Genomic DNA, 24551 nt, shown 5'->3' on the forward strand with positions numbered 1-24551 from the left:
CACGCCTGTCTCCGGGCGGGGAGCGTACGCCCGCCTCTGCGGACGGGAAACGCCCGCCCGCACGGCAGACGGCCCCGCCCCCGGGTGGTCCGGGAGGGGGCCGTCTCCAGCAGAGTCGTCGCGGGCGGGGCCGTACCCGACGAGGCCGCGCGGGCTACTTCGCCCGCTGCACCGTCAGCTCCGAGATCCCCGGATGCGGCTTCGGCTTGCCGTCCTTCCCCTTGGCCTGGTCACCGTGCACCACGACCCGTACGTACCGGGCCGGCGTCCGGCCCGCGTACCCGGTCCCCGACCAGTGCTTTCCGTCCCGGGAGACCTGGACGTTGTAGGACTTGGGCTGGGTCGTGTTCCAGTGCGGGGTGATCTGCCCGACGCGGGTGGTCCGGCCGAGGTCGACGGTCAGGGTGCCGTCGGCGGAGTTGGGCACCCAGGCGGTGGTGCCGTTGCCGTCCACCGCGGCGGCCGCGTACAGACCGGGCTCCTCGGAGGTCGCCTTGGCGGACGTGCAGCGGGCCGCGTTCGTGGTCGCCGCCAGATCCGGGCGGCGGGTCTTCAGGACGGCCGGCACCCCCCGGCTGACGATCTTGTCGCCCTCCGGCGTCTCGATCCGCATCGGCGCACCGGCGGTCAGCCGCACCGTGGTCTGGTGGGCGCCGATCGCGATGTCGTAGGTCCGCCCCTGCCAGTGCAGGCCGCGCAGGGTGACGCCCTGGGACAGCTGGGGCGGCAGCATCGGGTCGAGGTGTACCGCGTTCTCCCGCAGCCGCAGCCCCGTCAGCCCGTGGGTGAAGGTCTGCAGGAAGCCGCCCTTGCCGGTGAGGAAGTCCTGTGCGGGCTTGCCGGCGTGCGGGTCCGAGGCTCCGGCCTTGTCGCCGCGCGCCTCGGAGAACTGGTCGAAAGGACCGCGGACGAACGGCTGGATGGACCGCCTCAGGTAGGTGTACGTCGAGCAGCCGGGTTCGCCGATCCCGGCCGCGTCGATGGCGTGCACCGAGTCCGTCATGGCCGGGCCGTCCGGGTCGGTGTGCCCGGCGTAGAAGTCCAGGGTGCGGGCCGCCTTGGCCTGCGACATCGGCCATTCCAGCGGGTACATCAGCAGCACGGTGTCGGCCTGCTTGATGGTCGTGCCCTTGTATCCGGCGTACTGCTCGAAGATCTTCTTCTTGCTGTCGTAGGGGATGCGCAGCTTGTCGGCGACGGTCTTCCAGGAGGCCGGTGCCTTTTCGCCGAGGATGGCGGCGACGCGGGTGGCGTGGCGCAGCGCGGTGGCGGCGCCGGCGTTGGTGAACACGCCGTCGTTGACGCCGTTGCTGTACTCGTCGGGCCCCGCGACGTTCTTGACGGAGTAGCTGCCGTCGGCGTTGTGGGTGGCCCGCGAGGCCCAGAATTCGGCGATGCCCTTGAGGACCGGCCAGCCGCGGGACTTCAGCCAGGCGGTGTCCTTGGTGGCGAGGTAGTACTGCCAGGTGGCGAGGGAGATGTCGCCCATGAGGTGGTTCTGGGTCTTGCAGTGCGGCGGGTCCCAGCTGTGGCACTCGTTCCACAGGTCGCCCTTGCTGCCGCTGGTCCAGGGGTAGAACAGTCCCTTGTAGCCCAGCTTCTCGGCGTTGGCGCGGGCCCCGGCCCGGGTCTTGTAGCGGTAGTCGACGATCGACTTGGCGAGTTCGGGGTGGGCGGCGAGCAGGCCCGGGTACATCCAGGTCTCGGCGTCCCAGAAGACCTCACCGGCGTAGTTGTCGCTGGTCAGACCCGTGGGGCCGATGCTGTTGCCGCTGCCGGCGCGGGTGGAGGACAGCAGTCCGTACTGCGCCGAGCGCACCCAGGACTGCAGATCGCGCTTGCCCCTCACCTCGATGTCGCTGCGCCACAGCCGCTTCCAGGCGGCGGCGTGCCGGGCGAAGAGGGCGTCCCAGCCGCGGCCGGCGGCCCGGCGCGAGGCCGCGTCGGCGGTGGCCCGCGGGGAGCGGGAGGTGAGTGCGGTGTCCACGCCGACGTACTTGGTCAGCTCGTACGAGCGGCCGCTGCGGACCGGGAAGGACACCCGCTGCCGGTTGCTGAGCTCGTCCGCCCGCGGCGTCGGGCCGGAACGGCCCGCACGCACCCCGGGCCCGGTGCGCAGGGTCGAGGCCACCGCGCCCTCGGTCTTCGTCCCGTCGGTGCGGAATCCGACGTCCATGGTGCGGCCGGAATCCCGGCCGCCGCCGGACTCCTTGCCACGGGGCTCCTGGCCGCCGGACTCCTTACCGGCAACGCCCTGACCACCGGACTCCTTACCGGCAACGCCCTGACCACCGGACTCCTTGCCGCCGGCGTCGGACGCCGTCATCCGGCGGGCGCCGCGGCCGTCGAGGCGGTCGGTGACGGTGGCGTCGCCGCTCCAGTGGGGTGTCATCCGCAGGCGTACGGCGCCGGTGTGGGCGTCGTTGCGGTCGGCGAGCACGTCGTAGACCAGGTCGGTGGCGCGGCCGTCGGCGGCCGTCCAGGTCAGCGAGGTACGGACGAAGCCGCAGCGCAGGGAGAGCGTCTGGCGGTAGTGCGAGATCCGGCCGGGTGCGGTGGCGGAGGAGAAGGTGTCGGGGTGCGCGCCGCCGGTGGCGACCTCAAGGGTGGTCCAGGTGGGGAGGGCGGCGATGGCCTGCCGGCCCTTCACGCTCTTGGGTCCCTTGGCGTAGAGGCCGGAGACGAAGGAGCCGTCGTACTCCGGCGTCTTCAGCGGCCAGCCGGTCGTGCCGCCGGGCGCGGCGTAGCCGGTGCCGTTGGGCGGCACCCGCTGGCCGAGGTAGCCGTTGCCGACGAAGGCGTGATGGCTGTCCTTGGGGTCGATCTTGGTGCTGGTGGCGGTCCAGCCGTCGCTGCCGTCGCCCTTCATGCAGGGGCCCTGCGCGCCGCCGGCCTGTTGTGGTGCGGGCGCCGGTGCGGGCGCGGAGGCGGAGGCCGAGACGGGCGCGAGGATCGCGACCAGGGCCGTGGCGAGCAGCGGGGCGACCAGCTTGCGGGAGCGGGGCGCCGCCGGCCCGGACCGTTGCGCGGCCGCGGGAGAGCGCTCCGCGGGGGGCTGCGGGGGCGGGTCCACGGGGTGCTGTGCCGAATGTTCCATGGTTCTCCGTCGTATGTGCGCGGCCCGTGCCGCACTACCGCGACACGGACATCACCTTGAACATCATCAGGCCCCCGCCTGCACGGCACCCTAGGCCGATTCCCCCGTTCGGGTCACGGCCTTCCGGACACGAAATTGTCGGGCACCCTCACCGCACCCCCCCGATGGATCACGCGGCCCCTGACTGCGGCTACACTTTTAGACTGACCAGTCAGATCAAAAGGGGAGGGGTGTCTGTGAACACCACCCGCCAGGGGGCGGCGGTCGACGCCAGGGGGATCGGAGTGGAGGGCCCGAGAGGATGGGCCTTCCAGGGCATCGACATCTCCGCGGAACCGGGCACCCTGATCGCGGTCGAGGGCTCGTCGGGCTCCGGCCGCACCTGTCTGCTGCTGGCCCTCACCGGCCGGATGCGGATCACCGAGGGGACGGCGGCGGTCGCCGGGCTCCCGCTGCCCCAGCGGATGGGTACGGTGCGCAGCCGTACCGCCATCGCCCATGTGCCGGGCGTCGTCGACCTCGAACCGGCCCTCACGGTCGGCGAACACCTCAAGGAGCAGGCCCTGCTGGGCCACCGCTTCCAGGGCCTCGGCGCCTCGCTCCCCTGGAGCAAGCGCCACAAGGAGGCCACCCGGGCCCGGGTCGACGCCGCCCTCGCGGCCGTCCGGCTCGACCCCGCCACCCTGCCCAAGGGGCTGCGGACGGCCGTACGCGATCTGGAGCGGATCGAGGCGCTGCGGCTCTCCGTCGCGCTCGGGATCATGCACGGCCCGCAGTTGCTGGCCGTCGACGATGTGGACCTCAAGCTCTCCGAGACCGAACGCGCCCAGGCCTGGCAGCTGCTGCGGGACCTCGCGCGGGAGGGCACCACCGTCGTGGCGGCCGGCAGCGACGCACCGGCGGACGCACTGACCGTCCGCACCACGCGGACGAAGCCCGCAGCCGCCGCCCCCGTCAAGGACGAGCCCTCCGTCCCCGTAAAGGACGAGCCCTCCGTCCCCGTCAAGGACGAGTCCGCCGACCCCGTCGAGACCGAACCCAGCGCCACCGAGCAGGACGAGCCCCAGGCCCCCGCCAAAGACGCGCCCCACACCACCGAGGAGGAAGCAGCGCATGCGTTCGCCGAGACTGGCCGCGCTTGAGCTCAAGCGGTTCGGCAGGGGAAAGCTTCCCCGCCTGGGCCTGGTCGCCCTGATGCTGATCCCGCTGCTCTACGGGGCCCTGTACCTGTGCTCCTTCTGGGACCCCTACAGCCGCCTGGACAAGATCCCGGTGGCCCTCGTCAACGACGACCGGGGCGCCACCACCGGCGGCAAGAAGATCCACGCGGGCGACGACCTGGCCGAAAACCTCAAGGACAGCAAGAAGTTCCACTGGGAGGACGTCAGCTCCGCGGACGCCGCCAAGGGCGTCGAGAACGGCACGTACTACCTCTCGCTGACCGTCCCGGAGGACTTCAGCAAGCGGATCGCCTCCAGCTCCGGGGACACCCCGCAGACCGGCGCGCTCAAGGTCCGTACGAACGACGCCAACAACTACGTCGTCGGCTCGATCTCCAAGACGGTCTTCTCCGAGGTCCGCGCGAAGACCTCGGCCACCTCGGCCCGGGCCATGCTCGACAAGATCTTCATCTCGTTCTCCGATCTGCACGACAAGACCGCCGAGGCGGCGGACGGGGCAGGGAAGGTCGACGACGGGCTCGGCACCGCCAAGGACAAGACCGGTGAACTGGCCGACGGCCTGGGCAAGCTGAACCAGGGCGCAGGCAAGATCAGCAAGGGCGCCACGGAAGCGGCCGCGAAGGCCAGGCAGCTCAGCCAGGGCGCGGGCCAGGTCGCGGACGGCACCCAGATGCTCGCCCAAAAGGTCCACGGCATCGCCCGGAAGGACCTTCCCTACCTCAGGGCGCACGGCAAGGAGATCGGCGAGAAGGCACAGCTCGTCGCCGACCTCAGCCAGAAGCTCGACGAAGCCCTCGGCAAGCTCCCCGGGGACTCCGCCAAGGCCGCCGACCAGGCACGGAAGAACGCCGACAACGCCGCGGACCTCTACCACGAACGCTGCTCCGGCCTGCTCTCCACCGACCCCGACTGCCCCAAGCTCAAGGCGCTCGCGGACGGCAGCGCCCTCGCCGCCGATGCGGCGGAGAAGGTCGACGACACCGTCTCCCACACGGACTTCGGGCAACTGCGCACCAAGGTGCGGGAGCTGCACGAGGGTGCCGTGCGGGTGGCCCGCGAGGCACCGGGCATCGCGGACCGGGCGGACAAGGCGATCGGCCAGATCGACCAGCTCAACGCCGGTGCGCACAAGGTCTCCCAGGGCGCCGGACTGTTCGCCGACGGCATCGGCTCGCTCGCCGACGGCGCCGGCAAGCTCCACAGCGGCCTGGGCGTCGCCAAGGACGGTGCCGTCAAGCTCACCGGCGGCCTCTTCAAGCTCAAGGACGGCACCAACCAGCTGGCCGACGGCCTGCACGACGGCGTCGCCAAGATCCCCGACTACAGCAAGAAGGACCGCGACGCCCGCACCGAGGTGATGTCCGACCCGGTCGAGCTGGCCGCCAAGTCGATGCACAAGGCGCCCAACTACGGCACCGGCCTGGCGCCGTACTTCATCCCGCTCTCCCTCTGGGTCGGCGCGATGGTCGCGTTCATGCTGCTCCCGGCGCTGAGCAAGCGGGCCCTGGCCGCGGGCGCCCCGGGCTGGCGGATCACCCTCGGCTCCTGGCTGCCCGCCTACGCCGTCGGCGTGGTGCAGGTACTGGCCCTGATGGCCGTCCTGCACTGGGGCCTGGGCCTGGAGATGGCCCGCTCGGCCGGCACCGTCGGCTTCCTGCTGCTGGCCACGGCCTGCTTCACCGCCATCATCCAGTTGCTGGGCGCGTTCTTCGGTCCGGCCGGCCGGGTGCTGACCCTGGTCGTGCTGATGCTCCAGCTGACCTCGGCGGGCGGCACCTACCCGGTGCAGACCAGCCCCGGGTTCTTCGCCGCCATCCACCCGTTCCTGCCGATGAGTTACGTGGTCGACGGCCTGCGCCGGCTGATCACCGGTGGTGACCTCGCCATCGTGCAGCAGGGCTGTGCGGTCCTGGTGGTCTTCACCGTCGGCGCGCTGGCGCTCACCGCCCTCGCGGCGCGCAGCCGGCAGGTCGTACGGATGAAGGACCTGCACCCGGAACTCAGCCTGTGAGCGTGCTCCCGGGGGCTTCCCCCGTCACCCGCCGCAGCTCGACCCGCCGCCGGCTCTTCGACGCCGCCGTGACCCTCATCGCGGAACAGGGCTTCTCCGCGACCACCGTCGACGAGATCGCCGACCGGGCCGGCGTCGCCAAGGGCACCGTCTACTACAACTTCGCCAGCAAGAACGTCCTCTACGAGGAGCTGCTGCGGGACGGCATCGACCTGCTCGCCGACTCGCTGCGCCGGGCCGCCGACACCACCGCGGCCCGCGGCGGCACCCGGGTCGACGCCCTGGACGCCATGATCCGCGCGGGCCTGGACTTCATCGCCTGCTCCCCCGCCCTCATCCAGCTCTACGTCGCCGAACTGTGGCGCACCAACCGCACCTGGCGCGCCACCCTCACCTCCGTACGGGGCCGCGCCCAGTCCGTCGTCGAGTCCGTCCTGCGCGACGCGGTGGAGACCGGCGAACTCTCCGACGAGCTCGACATCCCCCTCACCGCCTCCGCGCTCCTGGGCATGGTCCTGGTGGCCGCCCTGGACTGGCAGTCCTTCCAGCCGGACCGCTCGGTCGAGGAGGTCCACGCGGCGCTGTCCCGGCTGCTGCAGGGACGCGTGGGGGCGGCCGGGCGTTAGCCCCCGGCGGCACGACTGCCGCACGAACACCGGCCTGGCCGTGGACAGTTGCCCACGACCAGGCCGGTGTCACGCCTGCCGCTCACCGGCCGGTGGCCGGAGGTCGGGTCAGGGTTCGACGACTCCAGCCGTCGCGCTGGACGGGGACAGGATCGCCGTCGGGGTGACCGCGCCGGCGAAGCTGGCCTCGTAGCCGTGGTTGAGGAGGATGAGGGTGAGGGTCAGCGTCTCGTTCACCCGGGCGACACCCTGCGCGTCGGTGTTGGCGATGCCCAGGACATTGCTGCCGGCCTTGAACAGGATCGGCTGGTTGGGCACCGGAAGGCCGGTGACCTGGTCGGTCAGGGTGGCCGTCAGGAACGGGAAGTACACGTGCGGGGGGAAGAGTTTCGTCAGCGCCGGGGTCGCGGTCAGCGAGGTGGCGTGGACGGGGAGCACGTAGGTGAAGCCGCCCACCAGCGTGGCGCTGCCGGCGGGCGTGGTGACGGTGACGTCCGCGGGACCGGCCGCCCCGGGCGGGGTGACGGCGGTGAGCTGCGTGCCGGTGGCGTCGACCGTCACGCCGGTGGCGGGGTTGCCGCCGATGGTGACGCTCGCGCCGGTCAGGTTGGTGCCGGTGATCGTCACCGGCGTGCCGCCGGCGATGGCTCCGCTGTTGGGGGTGATGCTGGTGATCGTGGGGTCGAACTGGATGACGGTGACAGTGGCCCCGGCGATGTTGGTGACGTAGAGCTTGTTGTCGGGGGCGACCACCAGGGCGATCGGCTGGTTGCCGGCGGGGATCGGGACGCCGACGACCATGTTGGTGACACTGTCGATCACCGTGACGTCGTTCGAGCCGCGGTTGGCGGTGTAGACGTTGCCGTCGGCGCCGGCCGTGATGCCCCAGGGGTTGGTGCCGACGGGGATCGGGGCGCCGACGACGGTGTCCGAGACGGTGTTGATCACCGTCACGTTGTTGGACCCGATGTTGGCGACGTACGCGTTGCCGTTGGGGGCGATCGCCACGAAGTTCGGCTGGGCGCCGACGTTGATCGTGGTGAGGACCAGGCTGGTGGCGGTGTCGATCACCGTCACGGTGTTCGCGTTGCGGTTGGCGACGTAGGCCTTGCCGTTGGTGACCGCGATGCCGACCGGGCCGCTGCCGGTGGGGATCGCGGCGCCGACGGGCAGGTTGGTGGCGGTGTCGATCTCCTGCACGCTGTTCGCCGTGAAGCGGCTGACGAAGACGTTGCCGTTGGGGATGACCGCGGCCGCGGCGGGGCCGCCGCTGAGGGGGATGGCGGCGATGACGGCACTGGTGGCGGTGTCGATCACCGAGACAGTGTTGGAGACGTTGTTGGGGACGTAGGCGTTGCCGTTGGGGGCGACGGTCAGCCAGACCGGCACGGTGCCGACGCCGATCGCGGCGCCGATGACGGTGTCCGTGGCGGTGTCGATGGTCTGCACATTGTTCGATCCGGAGTTGGTGACGTAGAGGTCACCGTTGGGGATGAACGCCAGCCCGACCGGGTTGGTGCCGACGGGGATGGTCGTGGTCGCCAGGAAGATCTGCATCGCCGCCGGCCGGCTCGCCTCCCCCGCCATGGCGGCCGGCTGGGCCTGGCCGGAGAGGAGAGGCGCCTGCAGCAGCTCCTGTTGCGGCGACTGAACGCTGGTACTCATGTGGACCCCTTCGGTCGGGGCCGCCCCGAGCCCGGCACGCCCCGCGGGGAGCAGCACAGGTCCGGCGGTTCCCTGTCCGGGGCACCACGAGCCACAGCAGCCACCGCTATGGCCACAGACCGCAGATTCACCACAACAAGGCGGGCTGCGCACCCCGAGGAGGGATGGGCAGCCCGTTTGGTTCGGTAGGAGCGTAGTGCCCACCTGTTCAGGCGGTGAAACCTCTCGCGGTCTGACGGGATGTGCGGTCGTGACGTCGTCAGGAGCCCTGATGCGTCGGTGCGAACATCCGCGGACGGGCCGGGAGGACGACGACCGACGGGCCGGGGGCCGCCAGCGCCGCCGCCAGGTCCGTACGGAGCCGGTCCGGGCTCGTGCGGACCGCGGGGACGCCGAACGACTCGGCCAGTGCCACGAAGTCCGGCCGGGTGAGCTCGGTGGCGGTGGCCGCGCCGAAGGCGTCGGTCATGTACTCGCGCAGGATGCCGTAGCCGCCGTCGTCCACGATGAGCCAGGTCACCGGCAGGTCGTACTGCCGGGCGGTGGCCAGTTCGGCGAGCGAGTACATCGCGCCGCCGTCGCCGGACACCGCCAGCACCGGTCGCGCCGGATCGGCGACGGCCACCCCGAGGGCCGCCGGGAAGCCGTAGCCCAGTCCGCCGGCGCCCTGGGCCGAATGCAGGGCGTTGGTGCCCCGCGGGTCGAAGGCGGACCAGGCCCAGTAGGCGAGGATCGTCATGTCCCAGCAGCTGGCGGCGCCGTCGGGCAGGGCCTCGCGCACCGAGGCCAGGAGCTGCTGCTCCAGGTCGAGTTGCTGCCCGTCGATCCGGTCGCGGACTCGGGCCAGGAGGTCGGATACGGCGGCCTCGGGGGAGGGCGCATGACCGGCCCCGGGAGAGGGCTTATGGCCGGCCTCGGGGGAGGGCGCACGGCCGGCCCCGGGCGCGCCCGGTCCCGCTTCCTTGGAGGCGGGCGCTTCGTCGTCCCCGGTGCGGCGGCCGGCCTCCCCGGTCTCCCGCTCCCCCACCTCCTTGACCAGGGCGGCCAGCGCCGCCCTGGCGTCCGCGTGGATGCCCAGCGCGGCATGGTTCGACTCCAGCTTGCCGAGGTCCGCCTCGATCTGTACGACGCGGCCGCGCGGCCGGAACGTGTGGTAGTTCGAGGAGAGTTCGCCCAGCCCGGAGCCGACCACCAGGAGGGTGTCCGCGTCCTCCAGGAAGGCCGTGGTGTGCCGGTCCTCCAGCCAGGACTGGAGGGAGAGCGGGTGCTCCCACGGGAAGGCGCCCTTGCCACCGAAGGTGGTGGCCACCGGTGCCCGCAGCCGCTCGGCCAGCGCCAGCAGTTCCGCCTCGGCCCCGGCCCGTACGACTCCGCCGCCGGCCAGGATCACCGGCCGCCGGGCCCGGGCGAGCCGGTCCGCCGCCGCCGCGATCAGCTCGGGTCGCGGCAGCAGCTCCTTCGGCCTCGCGGCCAGTTCGGCCACCGGCGGCACGTCGGCCTCCGCCAGCAGCACGTCCTGCGGGATCTCCAGCCACACCGGTCCGTGCGGGGCACTCAGCGCCGACTCCCAGGCGGCGGCCACCGCCGAGGGGATCTGCGAGGCCGTCCGCGCCGTGTGGACGGACTTGACCACGCCGCGGAACGAAGCGCTCTGATCGGTGAGTTCATGGAGATAGCCATGGCGTCCACCGCCGATCCCGGCCAGCGGCACCTGACTGCCGATGGCCAGTACGGCGGCGGAACCGGCCGCCGCCTCCTGCAGCGCGGCCAGCGTCATCAGCGCGCCCGGGCCGGTGGAGACGAGCAGCGGAGCGACCTTGTGCGTGGCCCTGGCGTACGCGTCGGCGGCGAAGCCCGCGTTGTTCTCCACCCGAAGCCCTATGTAGCGCAGCGCGGACCGGCGCAGCGCGTCGAACACGCCGAGCGCATGCTGCCCCGGCAGCCCGAAGACGGTGTCGGCGCCGAGGGCGGCCAGCGACTCGACGACCAGGTCACCGCCGTTGCGCCGGTGCTGCGTGGGCGTGGGGGTGGTGGTGCTCATGGATGCGTGCTGCCTTCCTTGGCGGGGGATTTGGGGGATTTGCGGGAGGGGGGACGGCGGGCCGGTGTCCGGGTCAGGCCCGTCCGATGGCGGAAAAGGGTGTCAGTACCCGTGCCACCGCCACGGCCGTGTCGCCCTCTGCGGCGCCCTCCGGATCGTCCTCGTCCGCCGAACCGTCCGTCCGGCCGGCCAGCCGCGCCCGCCAGGACGCCAGCACCTGCGGGTCCGTCGGCCTGGTGGTCAGGCTGACCGTCACATAGGCCACGAGGGAGGCGATCAGCCCGTAGTAGATCGGCTCGTTGGCGAGGACGCCGAGCGAGATCATCAGGGCGATGACGGTCAGTCCGCCGACCGCGACCGAGGCGAGCGCGCCGGCGGCGTTGCCCCGCTTCCACAGCAGTCCGCCGAGGATGGGCACCAGCAGGCCGCCGACGAGGACGTTGTAGGCGAGGGTGAGCGCTTCGACGACGTTGTTCAGCGCGATCGCGATGACGATGACCGCGAGACCCATGAGGAGGATGAAGACGCGGTTGCCCCGCACCTCGTCGTGCGCCTCGTCGCGCACCTCCTCGTACGCCTCGGTCCCGCTCTCGTCCCCGGCGTGCGCCGCCCCGGGCGCCCGGCCGCCGTCGGCGGACTCCCCCGCGGCCGGCCGGCGCCGCGCCGCGGCGACGCGCTTCACCCGCGACCAGATGTCGTTGTTGGCGACCGTGGCGCAGGCGATCAGCGCACCCGAGGAGGTGGACATCACCGCGGACAGCGCGGCCGCCAGCACCAGCCCGCGCACGCCCACCGGCAGCGCGTCCTTGACGATCGTCGCGAAAGCGTCATCCGGGCTGCCCAGATGGGGGTAGAGCACCTTGGCGGCGGTGCCGATGACCGCCCCGGCCAGCGCGTAGACCAGACAGTACGTACCGGCCGCGGTGCCGCCCAGGCGTGCCACCTTGTCGCCGCGCGCGGTGAACACCCGCTGCCAGATGTCCTGCCCGATCAGCATGCCGAACGAATAGATCAGTACGTAGGTGAAGACCGTCTGCCCGCCGATGCCGAGCGGTGCGAAGTAGTCGTCCGGCAGCTGCGCCTTCATCTCGGCGAAGCCGCCCGCCTTGATGACCGCGATGGGCAGCAGAAGCATGAGCACACCGATCGTCTTGACGACGAACTGGACCATGTCGGTGAGGGTGATCGACCACATGCCGCCGAGCGTGGAGTACGCGACGACGATCGCCCCGCCGAGGACGATCGACAGCGTGCGGTCCATGCCGAAGAGCACATCGAAGATGGTCGCGTAGGCGATGGTCGAGGTCACCGCCAGCATCAGCGTGTAGGCCCACATCACGACGCCGGAGATGATCCCGGCGGAGCCGCCGTAGCGCAGGTCCAGCATCTCGGAGACCGTGTAGACCTTCAGCCGGGCGATGCGGGCCGAGAAGAAGAGGCTCAGCGCGAGCAGCCCCAGGCCGATGGTGAAGACCATCCAGGCGCCGGAGAGGCCGTACTGGTAACCGAGTCCCACGCCGCCGATGGTGGAGGCGCCGCCGAGGACGATCGCCGCCATGGTTCCCGAGTACATCACGGGGCCGAGGCGGCGGCCCGCGACCAGGAAGTCGCTCTTGGATTTGGCGCGCCGCATCCCCCACCAGCCCATGACGAGCATTCCGGCCAAATAGAGCACGATCACCGCATAGTCGACAGCCATGAGCCATCCCTTCCAACTGCGCCGAGGGAAAATGCGAGGGGATGTGGGGGGTGGGGGTGTGGGTGTGCGGGGTGTGAGGCGGCGGGCGTCCGGCGAGCGGGGGTCCCGTCCGGGCGCCGCGCCTCGGGGGTTGACCCTAGGAGGCGCGAAGGCGACGCTGAAGTGTACGTTTCCTCCATTCACCACTCCCCGACGTGGATGGTTCGCACATGCCGCGCCCTCTGCCGCCGCCGTCCACCCCACCGGTGCCGCTGGCGGATCTCCTTGCCCGTACGGATCTGGGCCTGCGCCAGATCGCCGGCCCGCGTGAGGGCGTGGCGATCCACTGGGTGCACACCTCCGAGATGGCCGACCCGGTGCCGTACCTCCTGGGCGGCGAGCTGCTGCTGACGGCGGGGCTGCACCTGGCCGAGGTGAGCCAGGGCGCGGGCGAGGAGTCCGCCGCCGCTCTCGACGCGTACCTCGACGGTTACGCCGCCCGGACCGTCGCGGCCGGCGCCGCCGCCCTCGGCTTCGGGATCGCGCCGGTGCACGACACCGTCCCCCACGCCCTGGTGGCGGCCTGCGACCGGCACGGCCTGCCGCTCGTCGAGGTCCCGGCGGGCACTCCGTTCACCGCCGTCGAGAGCGCCGTGTGGCAGGCGGTGACCAAGGCCCGGCACCGCGAGCTGACCCGGCTCAGCGAGGCGCAGCGCGCGCTGGCCGCGGCCGCCGCCCGCCCCGATCCGGCACACGCCGTGCTGCGCGCGCTGGCCCGCCATGTGCACGGCTGGACCGCGCTGCTCGCCCCGGACGGCACGGAAGGCGGCTCCGCCGGGCCCCGCCCCGGCGGTCCCGTACGGGCCGCTGCCGGACGTCTCGCCCGGGTCCTCGGCGCGGGCGGACCGTCATCCGCCACCGACACGCTCCACGGCACCTCGCTGTCCGCCTACGCCCTGACGGGCCGCCGCCCCGGCCGCCAAGCACTCGCCCTCGTGGTCGCCGTGAGCCCGCACGACCCGCCCGCGCATGCCATCGCGGGCGTCGCCGCCGTACTCCTCGCGCTGATCACCGGCCCCGCCACCGCCCAGGGCCCGGCCACCGCCGAGCACTCCGAGGCCCTGGTCCGGCTGCTCCTCGGCGCCCGCCCCGCCGACGTCGCCCCGCTGCTCGGCGCGCCCCTCTGGACCGTCGTCCACGCCGAACGCCGCCGGGACACCACGGAGTCGGCGGCCTCGCTGGCCGCCGCTCTGGGCACCTCCCTCGTCGCCCCGGGCACCAAAAGCGGGCCGGCCACGGCCCCGGAAGCGCACCCCGGCGCCGGCCCCGAGGCGGCGGCCGCCCCCGGCGCCGGCCACGAGGTCACTGCCGCCCCCGGCGCCACGCCCGCCCTGCGTGCCCTGGTTCCCGCCGGCCAGGAGATCACCGCGCTTCCCGGCTGGACGCTCGGCATCAGCGAACCCGTCCCCGTCGCGGAGCTGCCGGCCGCCGACCGGCATGCCGCCTCCGCCCTGCGCCGTGCCCTCGCGGGCCGCGCCGCCCTGGTACGCCATCGCACCCCCGGCCCCCACAGCATCACCTCGCTCGTCGCCCCCACCGACGCCCGGCAGCACGCCCAAGCCCTGCTCGCCCCACTGGCCGACTCCCCGCCCCTCCTCTCCACCCTCCACAACTGGCTCTCCCTGCACGGCAGTTGGGACCGCACCGCGACCGCCCTCGGCATCCACCGCAACACCGTCCGGCAGCGCATCACCCGCATCGCCGGCCTCCTCGACACCGACCTGGACGACCCCGACGTCCGCATGGAGCTGTGGTTCGCCCTCCGTTCGCTCGACCGGGGCACGGCACCGACCTGACGCCCGCCTCGGGGCCGCGCGCAACCGGCCTGAACAGCCGTCAACTCATCCTCTCCACGCCGGGTGAAGCGCTCCGGCAGCGGCCGGGGCTCCAGCCCGCGCCACCCGGGCTACGGCAACGGCCGGGCCTCCGGCTCGCGTCACCCGTGCCTCCGGCTCACCTCACCGGGTGGAGACCTTGCGGACGGTGGTGTCGTCCGGGTCCAGCCGCCGCCCGTCCGCGGACAGCACTTCCAGTGCGCGGAGATGCTGCCCCTGCCGGCGGTCGACCAACTGGGAGTGCGGTTCGCCGGCGGCGAAGAAATTCTGTTCGCCCCACTGCCGCAGCGCCACGATGACGGGGAAGAGCGCCTGGCCCTTCGATGTCAGTACGTACTCGCGGTAGGCGCTGCCGTCCGAGGCGGGGACGGATGCGAGGACACCGCCGGCGACCAGGGTGCGCAGCCGCGCGGTGAGGATGTTCTTCGCCACGCCAAGGCTGCGCTGGAACTCCCCGAAGCGCCGGCTTCCGTCGAAGGCGTCCCGCACGATCAGCAGGGACCACCAGTCGCCGATCGCGTCCACCGACCGGGCGACGGGACATTCACTGTCATCGAAACGCGTCCTGGTCACCACGGAGCACCCTCACCCTCGCCTCACTGCCGCCCCACACTGGTTGCAACATGCTACCAAAGGGCCTACCGTCTCCCCGTCTTCATTGGTAGCAAGATGAAACCAGATTTACGGAGGGGTGCTGATGCCCGGCAACCGATTCGGCGACCGACTCGGCAACGGTCCCGGCGACCGGCCCGGCAACGGTGCGGCGGTGACACGACACCGGCGCCGCCCGCCCCGCGCCGAGGCCCCAAGCGGGGAAGGTTCAGCGGCCGTCCCGTCCCGTGGCGTCGTCATCCTGTTCGCCGTCGCCTGCGGGGCGGCGGTGGCCAACGTGTACTTCTCCCAGCCGCTCCTGGTGACCATGGGCCAGGACCTCGCCATGAGCCCGGCGCTCGTCGGCAGCGTGGTCACCCTCACGCATATCGGATACGGGCTGGGGCTTTTCTTCCTCGTACCGCTGGGCGACATGACCGACCGCAGACGGCTCGTCGTGGCCCAGTTACTGCTCCTGGTGGCGGCGCTGGCCGTGGTGGCCGCCGCCCACACGGCGGCGATGCTGCTCGCGGGCATGGCCGCGACGGGGCTGCTCGCGGTCGTCACGCAGACGCTGGTGGCCTTCGCGGCCTCACTGGCCCCTCCCGCCGGGCGCGGGCGGGTCGTCGGTCTGGTCACCAGCGGCGTGGTCACCGGAATCCTGCTCGCCCGCACCGTATCCGGCCTCATGGCCGATCTCGCGGGCTGGCGCTCCGTCTACCTCGCCTCGGCGTCGCTCACCGCTCTGCTCGCCGTGGTCCTGTACCGGGTGCTGCCGCGCCACAGTGCCGCTCCGCCGACGCCCCTGCGCTACGGCCGGCTTCTGCGCTCCACCATCACCCTGTTCGCACGGGAACGACTGCTGCGGCTCCGGGCCCTGTTCGGTCTGCTGGTCTTCGCCGCCTTCAGCACCCTGTGGAGCAGCGTCGCGCTGCCGCTCAGCGAGGCCCCGTACTTCCTCCCCCACAGCGCGATCGGGGCACTGGGGCTGATCGGTGTCGCCGGCGCCCTGGCCGCGACCGTGGCGGGCCGCCTGAACGACCGTGGACTCTCACGGCTCACCACCGGCACCGCCCTGGCCCTGCTCGCCGTCTCGTGGCTGCCCCTGGCCTTCACCCGCAGCTCGCTGTGGGCCCTGGTCGCCGGGGTGATCCTGCTCGACCTCACCGTGCAGGCCGTCCATGTCACCAACCAGACCCTGATCTACGCGCTGCACCCGGAAGCGGGCAGCCGGCTGATCGGCGGGTACATGGTCTTCTACTCGACCGGCAGCGCCACCGGTGCCATCGCCGCGACCTCCCTCTACACGGTGGCCGGCTGGGGCGCCGTATGCGCACTGGGTGCCGCGTTCAGCTGCCTCGGGCTCGTGCTGTGGGCGTGCACCGCGCCGAAGCGCTCCCGAACGTGAGCGGCACCGCCCGGCCCGCCCACGAAACCGTGAGCGGCGCAGCGCGGCCCGCCACGGTGTCCGTGACGGGCCGGAGGGCACCGGCTGATGCCGCAACGGCGGGGCCCAGGCCCACGCGGCACCTCCCGCGGACTACTCCCCCTGCCGCGCCGCCGCGATCTGCCGCGACATGATCGTCGTCAGCTCGTACGCCGTGTGGGAGGCGGCCACGCAGGTGATCTCCGCATGGTCGTAGGCCGGGGCGACCTCGACGACGTCCGCCGAGACCAGGTTGCACGACGACAGCCCGCGCACGATCTCCAGCAGCTCGCGGGAGGTGAGGCCGCCGGCCTCGGGGGTGCCGGTGCCGGGGGCGTGCGCCGGGTCGAGCACGTCGATGTCGATGGAGATGTACAGCGGGCGGTCGCCGATGCGCTGGCGCAGCTGGTCGGCGACCTCGTCCACCCCGCGCCGCATGACATCCGCCGACGTGACGATGCCGAAGCCCATCTTCTCGTCCTCGTCGAGGTCCTTCTTGCCGTAGAGCGGACCGCGGGTGCCGACGTGGGAGAGCGCGGAGGTGTCGAGGATGCCCTCCTCGACGGCGCGGCGGAACGGCGTGCCGTGGGTGTACTCGGCGCCGAAGTAGGTGTCCCAGGTGTCCAGGTGGGCGTCGAAGTGCAGCAGCGCGACCGGGCCGTGCTTCTTGGCGACCGAGCGGAGGAGGGGCAGGGCGATGGTGTGGTCGCCGCCGAGGGTCATCATGCGGGCGCCGGAGGCGAGCAGGTCGTCGGCCGCGGCCTCGACCGTCTCCACGGCCTCGTTGATGTTGAACGGGTTGGCGGCGATGTCACCGGCGTCGGCGACCTGCGCGAGCGCGAAGGGGGACGCGTCCTGGGCCGGGTTGTAGGGGCGCAGCAGGCGGGACGCCTCGCGGATGGCGTTGCCGCCGAAGCGGGCGCCGGGGCGGTAGGAGACACCGGTGTCGAAGGGGACACCGACGACGGCCACATCGGCCCGGCCGCCGACCTCGTCGAGGCGGGGCAGCCGGGCGAAGGTCGCGGGCCCGGCGTAACGCGGAATACGGGAGGAGTCGACGGGGCCCACGGGCCCGTTGGATGCGCTGGCTGCGGTGGTCATGAGGTGAGAGTAGGGAGGACCGGGCGCGGGGCCCATGGACATTTGCGGAGACGGCGACGAGCCCCTTGGACATTTTGGCCAGCCGACCGTCGCCCCCGTACCCGGGCGCGGCATCCGCCCCCAATCCCCTGGCCGCGGCATCCGCCCCCATACCCGGGCCGCCGCATCCACGCCCCCGCCGCCGTGGCATCCGCGCCCCGCTGTCCGCGCTGCGGAACTCCCCCGCCCCGGAACAGGCGTACGGGCACAATGGGCGCTATGCCGATAGCCTCCGCAGCCGCCGCCCCGTCCCGCGCCGAACTCGTCGACCACCTCGTACGCACCCGGATCGCCGGTGAGGTCGCCACTCCCCGCGAGAACAACCTCTCCCACTACCGCAGACTCGCCAACGGCGAGCGCCACTACTGGTTCGGCCTGGAGTTCGGCGAGCGCTGGACGGACGAGCAGGATGTGCTGGCCGTGATGGCGGAGCGCTGCGGGGTGGTCGACGACCCGCACCACCGGCAGGGGCAGGACACCATCGACCCCGAGCTGACCGTGGACGCGCTGGACCGGGCGGCCGCGGTGCTGCGCAAGGCGGCGGCCGGCGGCCAGCGGGTGCTGTTCGCGACCGGCCACCCGGGCGGGCTGCTCGATGTGCACCGGGCGACGGCCGAGGCGCTGCGCGCGGCGGGCTGCGAGATCGTCGTCATCCCCGAGGGGCTGCGGGCGGACGACGGCATGGTCTTCCAGTTCGCCGACGTGGCGATGCTGGAGCGCGGCGCGACCCTGTGGCACACCCACTCCCCCGAGCCGATGGCCGCCGTCCTGGACGGCCTGGAGCGCGAGGGCCGCCCGCTGCCGGACCTGGTGATGGCCGACCACGGCTGGGCGGGCTGCGCCGGCCAGCGCGGCCTCGACGCGGTGGGCTTCGCCGACTGCAACGACCCGGCCCTCTTCCTCGCCGAATCCGAAGGCACCCTCCAGGTGACGATCCCCCTGGACGACCACGTCCTGAGCCCGCGCCACTACGACCCGCTGACGGCTTATCTGCTGGATGCGGCGGGGCTGCGCTGAAAGCTCCGTCCCCTGGGCCGTGGCGCATGGACGGGGCCGGTCCCGTTCCTCATACGGCCCAGGAGTCGGCCGGGTCGTCCAGCCACGCCCGCTGCCCCTCCGCAGTGACGGTGAGACCGAACCGGGTGTGGCTCGGCTCGCCCTGACCGACCCACCATCGGTGGGCCACCTCCACCTCGTCCCACAGGCGACGCGGCCCCGACTGGTAGACCGTGGCCTCCGCTTCGCCTTTGCGGAAAACAGTGGCGGCCCATGACCGGCTCGTCAGATCAAAGAACCACGCCTTCGCGGTTCCGCTGTCCGACTTGTTGACGACGTGGGCACAGCCGGGCACGCACAGCCCCATGACGAACCGTGCGGGCTCGTAGCGGTCCCCTAGGTCCGGCAGAGCAACCGTCGTACGGGAGACATCGGCATCGCCGGGGAAATCCGGGACGTGCTCCCTGAACTGGTTCCAGTCCAAGCGCTGATCCCGCAGCTTCATGAACTCGATCATGCGCAGGAACGGGCCGGACGCGGAGCCGTCCTCCCGCACGGTCAGCCGGACAAGTGCGTCCTGGTCGCTGTAGTGGGTGCCCCAGGGGGCAAGGATGACCCCGCCCGACCGTGACTGCTCCAGCCAGCGCGGCGGAACGGCTCGCACCCCCGCCGTGACGATCATCCGGTCATACGGCGCCCCGTCCGTCCACCCGTCCCCACCGTCGCCGTGAACCGTCTCGGGGTGGAGGCCGACGCGCAGCAAAGCTTCCCGGGCCTGATCGACGACCGCCTCGTCGATCTCGACACTGACCACGTTCCCGCTGCCCAGCCGGTGAGCGAGGAGGCCGGCATTCCACCCCGTGCCGGTGCCGACTTCGAGCACCCGCATACCCTCGCTCACGTCCAGTTCGCGCAGCATCGCGGCCACAACTGACGGCATGCTCGCCGAACTGGTCGGCACGGTCCCTGGCTCGCTCCCCGTGTGCTGTCCGTCGTCCCATTGCGTGACGAGCGGGACGTTCGCGTACGCGGTCAGCTCCCACGCCGCGGGGTCACCGCTCCGGGAGACAGGCACGCTTCGGCCGGTCGCCATGTCATGCGCCCAGACGAGATCCGGCAGGAACAGCGCTCGTGGAACGGCACTGAACGTCTCCGCCCAATCCGGGGCCAGGGCTCCCGTTTCGAGGAGAGACCGCGCCAGCTCGTCACTGGCGCGGCGCCCTTGTTCAGGCTTGAGGCTCACTTGCGGTGCGTCCCGTCCCCGGGCGGCATGTCGCCGTCCGGGGGCGGCGGCGGAGGCGGCGTCCAGGGCTGGCCAGGGTGCCCGTCCCCGCTGCCTTCTCCGCCTTGCTGCCCGCCTTCGGCGGCGGTGATGTTCTGCATGCGCATCCCGCCTCTGCTCTCCGCGACCCGACGCACGTCCCGCAAGGCGGCACTCAACTGCTCTCCGAGGAAGCGGAGTTGCCGATCCGTCGCCCTACCGTCCCCGAGCAGGTCGGCCGCGTGATCGAGCAGCCCGTCCGCCATATCGAGTTGCACATCCTCGATACGGTCCGCGACACGGGAGAAGCCGCTCTCGCCTACGCCATCACTCACGAGGAAGCAGGCCTTTCCGTCAGGGCTCACCCACGGCAGCAGGCGCGTGGTCTGCGACTCGTTCATCGTGTCGCCACCTCCGCCCCCAGGACGCGAATACGAGGACATCGACGTTGCCGTGAAAGGCACACAGACACGGGGAACCACCGCCTTGCTCCTTGACTGCACCAACGCCAAAACCGTATCGCTATTCACGAAAAGCAGCAAGGTGGGCCCCGAGGTGGCCGCCGACAAGGGTCGCTTACCGTGTAGGCAAAGGGTTGAGATCACCTGTCGCCAGGAGGACGCGTGGGTACCAGCGAGTGGGTCAGCACCTCGATGCCGTATCTGACGCCCCGCGAGAAAGGGCAGTCCGATGCCTGGGGCGCGGAGACCGCCGCCCGTGGCCGCCGCGGCAGCCAACGCATCGTTCACGCAGGGGAGATCGCGGCACTGCCCGAGATCGCGGAGCTTCTGGGAATCGCAGAGGGCGAGAACGTCGTCGTACGCCGTCGCGTGATGTACGTCGACGACGCGCCCTGCGAACTGACCGACACCTACTACCCCGTCCACATCGCACAAGGGACCCGTCTGGCCGGGACCGCCAGGATTCCCGGCGGCGCGATCTCGCTCCTCGCCGGTCTCGGGTACGTCGGCGCCCGGGTCCAGGAGGACGTCGTCGCCCGGATGCCCAGCCGCGAGGAACGCGAGGCGCTGCGGACCGGTGACGACGAACCTGTGCTCCAGTTGACGCGGGTCACGCTCGACGCGCACGACCAGCCGATCCAGGTCGACAGGATGGCGATGCCCGGACGCCTTCAGCGGCTGCGCTACGAGATCAAGATCGGATGACTGTGCCGAGAACCGAAGACGACGCGTACGACCGCCGTTCCCTGCACGAACGGATCGCCGCCGACCTGCGCGACGAGATCATGAGCGGCGACCTGGAACCGGGGGCGAAGCTGCCGTCCACGACGCACCTCAAGGAACGGTTCGATGCCTCCAGCGCCACCGTGCAGAAAGCGGTCCAACTGCTCAAGGACGAGCGCTTGGTCGTGGGCCGCGCCGGAGCGGCGGTGACGGTACGGGAACACCGACAGCAGACCATGCGTCCCGCTTCGTTCGTGGCACCGGCCGACGTCGGCGAGCAGTACCGCTGGCTCACCGAAGCGACGAAGCGCGGAGGCCGAGCGCACAGCGACCTGCTGGAGGTCGCCGAGGTCACGCCGCCCAGCGATGCCGCAGAGGCCCTGGGCCTCCCGGTCGGCGGCACAGCGCTGCTCCGCCGCCAGATCCTCTTCATCGACGACGACCCGGTCGAACTGGTCAAGTCCTACTACCCGTTGGACCTCGCCCGCGGTACCGCGATGACGGAACGCCGCAGAATCAAGGGCGGCACGCCGACTCTCCTGGCCGAGCTGGGTTACCCGCCCCGCCTCAGCGTCGACCGGGTCTCCGCCCGGGTGCCCACTCAGGAGCAGTACGAAGCCCTCCGCCTTCCCGGTAATCTGCCCGTCCTCCGGACCCTGCGAGTCGTCTACAGCGACGGCGAGCGGCCCATCGAGGCCACCATCATGGTCAAAGCGGGCCATCTCCATGAACTCCAGTACGAGTTCACGCCGGAGTGAGGACCGCTAAGCCCGCGGCACCCGGATAACCCCCTCCTGGATCACCGAAACCGCCAGCCGGCCGTCGGAGGTGAAGATCCGCCCCTTCCCCAGCCCCCGCCCCGCCTGGGCGGTAGGCGACTCCTGGTCGTAGAGGAGCCAGTCGTCGGCGCGCAGCGGGCGGTGGAACCACATCGCGTGGTCCAGGCTGGCGCCGACCACGTCGCCGACCGCCCAGCCGCCGCGGCCGTGTGCGAGCAGGATCGAGTCCAGCAGGGTCATGTCGGAGACGTAGGTGACCAGGCAGATGTCGAGGAGGGGGCGGGTGACGGTGTCGCCGCAGTCGGCGCCGTCGGCGAGCGCCTTGTCCAGGTCGCCGTTGGTGCGGAACCAGACCTGGGAGCGGGGCTCGCGCACCTCGCCGACGGTGGCGTAGGGCGGCTCGTCGACATAGCGCAGGTCGATCGCGGCGCGGGCCTCCAGGAGCCGGTCGGCGACGGCCGGGGTGAGGTACCGGCCGGCGTGCCGCGGCAGGATCTCGGCGGGGGTGGGCAGGGTCAGCGGGTCCGGTGCCGGCGGCATCGGCTCCTGGTGTTCCAGGCCCTCTTCGTGGACCTGGAAGGAGGCCGAGAGGTGGAAGATCGGCTGGCCGTGCTGGACGGCGACGACCCGCCGGGTGGTGAAGGACCGGCCGTCGCGGATGCGGTCGACGGTGTAGACGATGGGGGCGCCGGGGTCTCCCGCGCGCAGGAAGTACGCGTGCAGGGAGTGCGGCGGCCGGTCGGCGGGGACCGTGCGGCCGGCCGCGACCAGGGCCTGGGCGGCGACCTGGCCGCCGAAGACCCGGGGCACGACCGAGGCGCGGCTCTCGCCGCGGAAGATGTCCTGCTCGATCCGCTCCAGGGCGAGCAGATCGAGCAGCGACCTCAGTGCGTCGTTCACGTGCACGGTGCCCTTACGGCCTAGAGGCCCATGGACTTGGCGATGATGGACTTCATGACCTCGCTGGTGCCGCCGTAGATGCGGTTGACGCGGTTGTCGGCGTAGAGGCGGGCGATCGGGTACTCGTTCATGTAGCCGTACCCGCCGTGCAGCTGGAGGCACTTGTCGATCACGCGGTGCGCGACCTCGGTGCAGAACAGCTTGGCGCTCGCGGCCTCGGCCGGGGACAGTTCGCCCGCGTCCAGGGCCTCCAGGGTGCGGTCGGCGACGGCCTGCGCGGCGTCCACCTCGGCCTGGCAGGCGGCCAGCTCGAACTTGGTGTTCTGGAAGGAGGCGACGGTCTTGCCGAAGATGGTGCGCTCCTGCACGTACTCCTTGGCGAACCGGACCGCCGCCGCGGCCTGCGCGTAGGCACCGAAGGCAATGCCCCAGCGCTCCGAGGCGAGGTTCAGGCCCAGGTAGGAGAAGCCCTTGTTCTCCTCGCCCAGCAGGTCCTCGACCGGGACCTTGACGTCGACGAAGGCCAGCTCGGCGGTGTCGGAGGTCTTCAGGCCGAGCTTGTCCAGCTTGCGGCCGACGGAGTAGCCCTCGGACTTCGTGTCCACGGCGAAGAGCGAGATGCCGAATCGGCGGTCGTCCTCGCGGGGAGCGGCGGTACGGGCGCACACGATCACGCGGTCGGCGTGCACGCCGCCGGTGATGAAGGTCTTGGCGCCGTTGAGCACGTAGTGCGTGCCGTCCTCGGAGAGCTTCGCGGTGGTCTTCATGCCCGCGAGGTCGGAGCCGGTGCCCGGCTCGGTCATCGCGAGGGCCCACATCTCCTCACCGGAGACGAACTTCGGCAGGAAACGCTTCTTCTGCTCGTCGGTGGCGAGCATCTTGATGTAGGGCAGGCCGAGCAGCACATGCACGCCGGAGCCGCCGAAGTTGACGCCCGCGCGGGCGGTCTCCTCGTACATCACGGCCTCGAACTTGTACGACTCGATGCCCGCGCCGCCGAACTCCTCGTCCACGCGGATGCCGAATATGCCCAGCTCGGCGAGCTTGTAGTAGAAGTCGCGCGGCGCCTGGCCGGCGGCGAACCACTCGTCGTACACGGGTACGACCTCGGCCTCGATGAAGGCCCGCAGGGTCTCCCGGAACGCCTCGTGATCCTCGTTGAACACCGTACGGCGCATGCCATGGCCTCCTTAGACCGCCGCGTCTGGCTAAGCGCTTGCTCAGCTTCTCTCCGAAGCGAAAGCTACCGGCCAGTCACTAAAGCTGTCCAGAGGTGAACGAAACCGGTGGGCCACGCCACACCCCGGCACGCACGCGCCGCACACCCCTGCCCCGTACGCGCCGCGCCCCCGCCCCGCACGCACTACGCCCCCGGCACACCCACCGCGACCGACTCCCCCGCCGCTGATTCCCCGCCCCGCGCCTCCCCGGCCGCCGCCTCCCCGGCCACCGCGCCGAACGCCCCCAGTGCCAGCCGGTGCAGCAGTCCGGCCATCTCCGTACGGCCCGGGAGGGCGCCCGGACGGCCGAGGTGCGGGGTGGAGTTGAGCAGGCCGAAGACGGCGTGCACCGCGGCGCGGACCCGGCCCTCGGAGGGGAGCGGGTGGACCCGGCGGACGACCTCCACCCACAGCTCGACGTACTCCCGCTGGAGCCGGCGGACCCGCTTGCGGTCGGCCTCCCGCAGCCGGTCCAGCTCACGGTCGTGCAAGGTGATCAGCGGCCGGTCGTCCAGCGCGAAGTCGATATGGCCCTCGATCAGCGCGTCCAGCACCGCCCCAGGACTCTCGCCGCCCTCGGCCACCCGCATCCGGCCGCCCTCCAGCAGCCGTTCGCTGATCCCGACCAGCAGCTCGGCGAGCATCGCGTCCTTGCCGGCGAAGTGCCGGTAGAGGCCGGGGCCGGAGATGCCCACGGCCGCCCCTATCTCGTCCACGCCGACGCCGTGGAAGCCGCGCTCCGCGAAGAGCCGGGCCGCCTCCTTGAGGATCTGCTCGCGGCGGCTGGTCGGGGCGGAGGACTGCGCATTACTCATGCCGTCGATTGTAGACAGCCGGGTTAGTGCTCGTTAACCTGAAGG

The 24551-nt window shown here is 71.8% G+C and carries 19 protein-coding genes; 8 read left to right on the plus strand and 11 right to left on the minus strand.

Annotation, left to right across the window (positions count from 1 at the left end; all coding sequences use genetic code 11):
• Positions 1–154 precede the first annotated feature (154 nt).
• Positions 155–3097, minus strand: a complete 2943-nt coding sequence (locus tag ACGFR7_RS08310; protein ID WP_393314745.1) for a discoidin domain-containing protein — start codon at positions 3095–3097, stop codon at positions 155–157.
• A 236-nt stretch (positions 3098–3333) separates the two neighbouring features.
• On the opposite strand from ACGFR7_RS08310, the gene ACGFR7_RS08315 reads away from it, so the two are divergent.
• The 3 genes from ACGFR7_RS08315 to ACGFR7_RS08325 are packed head-to-tail and all read left to right on the plus strand — an operon-like array spanning position 3334 to position 6915.
• Positions 3334–4239 carry an ATP-binding cassette domain-containing protein gene (locus tag ACGFR7_RS08315; protein WP_393314748.1) on the plus strand — a complete coding sequence of 302 codons (906 nt, stop codon included), beginning with the start codon at positions 3334–3336 and terminating at the stop codon, positions 4237–4239.
• Positions 4211–6289: a YhgE/Pip family protein gene (locus ACGFR7_RS08320; RefSeq protein ID WP_393314751.1), complete on the plus strand. Its 2079-nt coding sequence runs from the start codon at positions 4211–4213 to the stop codon at positions 6287–6289. Before ACGFR7_RS08315 ends, ACGFR7_RS08320 begins: the two co-directional genes overlap by 29 nt.
• Before the next feature lie 2 nt (positions 6290–6291).
• Positions 6292–6915 (plus strand): TetR/AcrR family transcriptional regulator, encoded by a 624-nt coding sequence (locus ACGFR7_RS08325; protein ID WP_393314754.1) that lies wholly within the window; start codon positions 6292–6294, stop codon positions 6913–6915.
• Positions 6916–7023: 108 nt separating this feature from the next.
• Here ACGFR7_RS08325 and ACGFR7_RS08330 read toward each other — a convergent pair whose 3' ends face one another.
• From ACGFR7_RS08330 to ACGFR7_RS08340, 3 genes are all read right to left on the minus strand, one after another.
• Positions 7024–8580 (minus strand): IPT/TIG domain-containing protein, encoded by a 1557-nt coding sequence (locus ACGFR7_RS08330; RefSeq protein WP_393314757.1) that lies wholly within the window; start codon positions 8578–8580, stop codon positions 7024–7026.
• Between the two features lie 259 nt (positions 8581–8839).
• Positions 8840–10621: a thiamine pyrophosphate-binding protein gene (locus tag ACGFR7_RS08335; RefSeq protein WP_393314760.1), complete on the minus strand. Its 1782-nt coding sequence runs from the start codon at positions 10619–10621 to the stop codon at positions 8840–8842.
• Positions 10622–10694: 73 nt separating this feature from the next.
• Positions 10695–12320, minus strand: a complete 1626-nt coding sequence (locus ACGFR7_RS08340) for a sodium:solute symporter (protein ID WP_393314763.1) — start codon at positions 12318–12320, stop codon at positions 10695–10697.
• Between the two features lie 209 nt (positions 12321–12529).
• Between ACGFR7_RS08340 and ACGFR7_RS08345 the strand changes: the two genes are divergently transcribed.
• A complete protein-coding gene (locus tag ACGFR7_RS08345) occupies positions 12530–14155 on the plus strand; it encodes a PucR family transcriptional regulator (protein ID WP_393314765.1) in 1626 nt (541 codons plus the stop codon).
• Between the two features lie 162 nt (positions 14156–14317).
• Here ACGFR7_RS08345 and ACGFR7_RS08350 read toward each other — a convergent pair whose 3' ends face one another.
• Positions 14318–14770: a winged helix-turn-helix transcriptional regulator gene (locus ACGFR7_RS08350; RefSeq protein ID WP_393314768.1), complete on the minus strand. Its 453-nt coding sequence runs from the start codon at positions 14768–14770 to the stop codon at positions 14318–14320.
• A 121-nt stretch (positions 14771–14891) separates the two neighbouring features.
• On the opposite strand from ACGFR7_RS08350, the gene ACGFR7_RS08355 reads away from it, so the two are divergent.
• Complete coding sequence (locus ACGFR7_RS08355) at positions 14892–16193, plus strand: MFS transporter (RefSeq protein WP_393314770.1); 1302 nt, start codon at positions 14892–14894, stop codon at positions 16191–16193.
• A 132-nt stretch (positions 16194–16325) separates the two neighbouring features.
• Here the strand turns inward: ACGFR7_RS08355 and speB are convergent, their stop codons facing one another.
• Positions 16326–17312: an agmatinase gene (gene speB, locus ACGFR7_RS08360; protein ID WP_393314773.1), complete on the minus strand. Its 987-nt coding sequence runs from the start codon at positions 17310–17312 to the stop codon at positions 16326–16328.
• A gap of 258 nt (positions 17313–17570) precedes the next feature.
• Here speB and ACGFR7_RS08365 point away from each other — a divergent pair, with 258 nt between their 5' ends.
• Positions 17571–18368, plus strand: a complete 798-nt coding sequence (locus ACGFR7_RS08365; RefSeq protein WP_393314776.1) for a phosphatase — start codon at positions 17571–17573, stop codon at positions 18366–18368.
• A gap of 49 nt (positions 18369–18417) precedes the next feature.
• On the opposite strand, the gene ACGFR7_RS08370 is transcribed toward ACGFR7_RS08365, so the two are convergent.
• Positions 18418–19590 (minus strand): methyltransferase domain-containing protein, encoded by a 1173-nt coding sequence (locus ACGFR7_RS08370; RefSeq protein WP_393314779.1) that lies wholly within the window; start codon positions 19588–19590, stop codon positions 18418–18420.
• Complete coding sequence (locus tag ACGFR7_RS08375; RefSeq protein ID WP_393314781.1) at positions 19587–20009, minus strand: hypothetical protein; 423 nt, start codon at positions 20007–20009, stop codon at positions 19587–19589. The genes ACGFR7_RS08370 and ACGFR7_RS08375 overlap by 4 nt, the downstream gene beginning before the upstream one ends.
• A gap of 222 nt (positions 20010–20231) precedes the next feature.
• On the opposite strand from ACGFR7_RS08375, the gene ACGFR7_RS08380 reads away from it, so the two are divergent.
• Together ACGFR7_RS08380 and ACGFR7_RS08385 are read left to right on the plus strand one after the other, a co-directional pair.
• Complete coding sequence (locus ACGFR7_RS08380; protein ID WP_159480977.1) at positions 20232–20774, plus strand: UTRA domain-containing protein; 543 nt, start codon at positions 20232–20234, stop codon at positions 20772–20774.
• Complete coding sequence (locus ACGFR7_RS08385) at positions 20771–21550, plus strand: GntR family transcriptional regulator (RefSeq protein ID WP_393314784.1); 780 nt, start codon at positions 20771–20773, stop codon at positions 21548–21550. Before ACGFR7_RS08380 ends, ACGFR7_RS08385 begins: the two co-directional genes overlap by 4 nt.
• A 6-nt stretch (positions 21551–21556) precedes the next feature.
• Here the strand turns inward: ACGFR7_RS08385 and ACGFR7_RS08390 are convergent, their stop codons facing one another.
• From ACGFR7_RS08390 to ACGFR7_RS08400, 3 genes are all read right to left on the minus strand, one after another.
• Positions 21557–22471 carry an acyl-CoA thioesterase II gene (locus ACGFR7_RS08390; RefSeq protein ID WP_366576859.1) on the minus strand — a complete coding sequence of 305 codons (915 nt, stop codon included), beginning with the start codon at positions 22469–22471 and terminating at the stop codon, positions 21557–21559.
• Between the two features lie 20 nt (positions 22472–22491).
• On the minus strand, positions 22492–23649 hold the full coding sequence (locus ACGFR7_RS08395; protein ID WP_393314787.1) for an acyl-CoA dehydrogenase family protein: 1158 nt from the start codon (positions 23647–23649) through the stop codon (positions 22492–22494).
• A 185-nt stretch (positions 23650–23834) separates the two neighbouring features.
• Positions 23835–24506 (minus strand): TetR/AcrR family transcriptional regulator, encoded by a 672-nt coding sequence (locus tag ACGFR7_RS08400; protein ID WP_393314790.1) that lies wholly within the window; start codon positions 24504–24506, stop codon positions 23835–23837.
• Between the last annotated feature and the right edge of the window lie 45 nt (positions 24507–24551).

This window comes from Streptomyces sp. NPDC048516, from assembly GCF_043199875.1.
GTDB lineage: Bacteria > Actinomycetota > Actinomycetes > Streptomycetales > Streptomycetaceae > Streptomyces.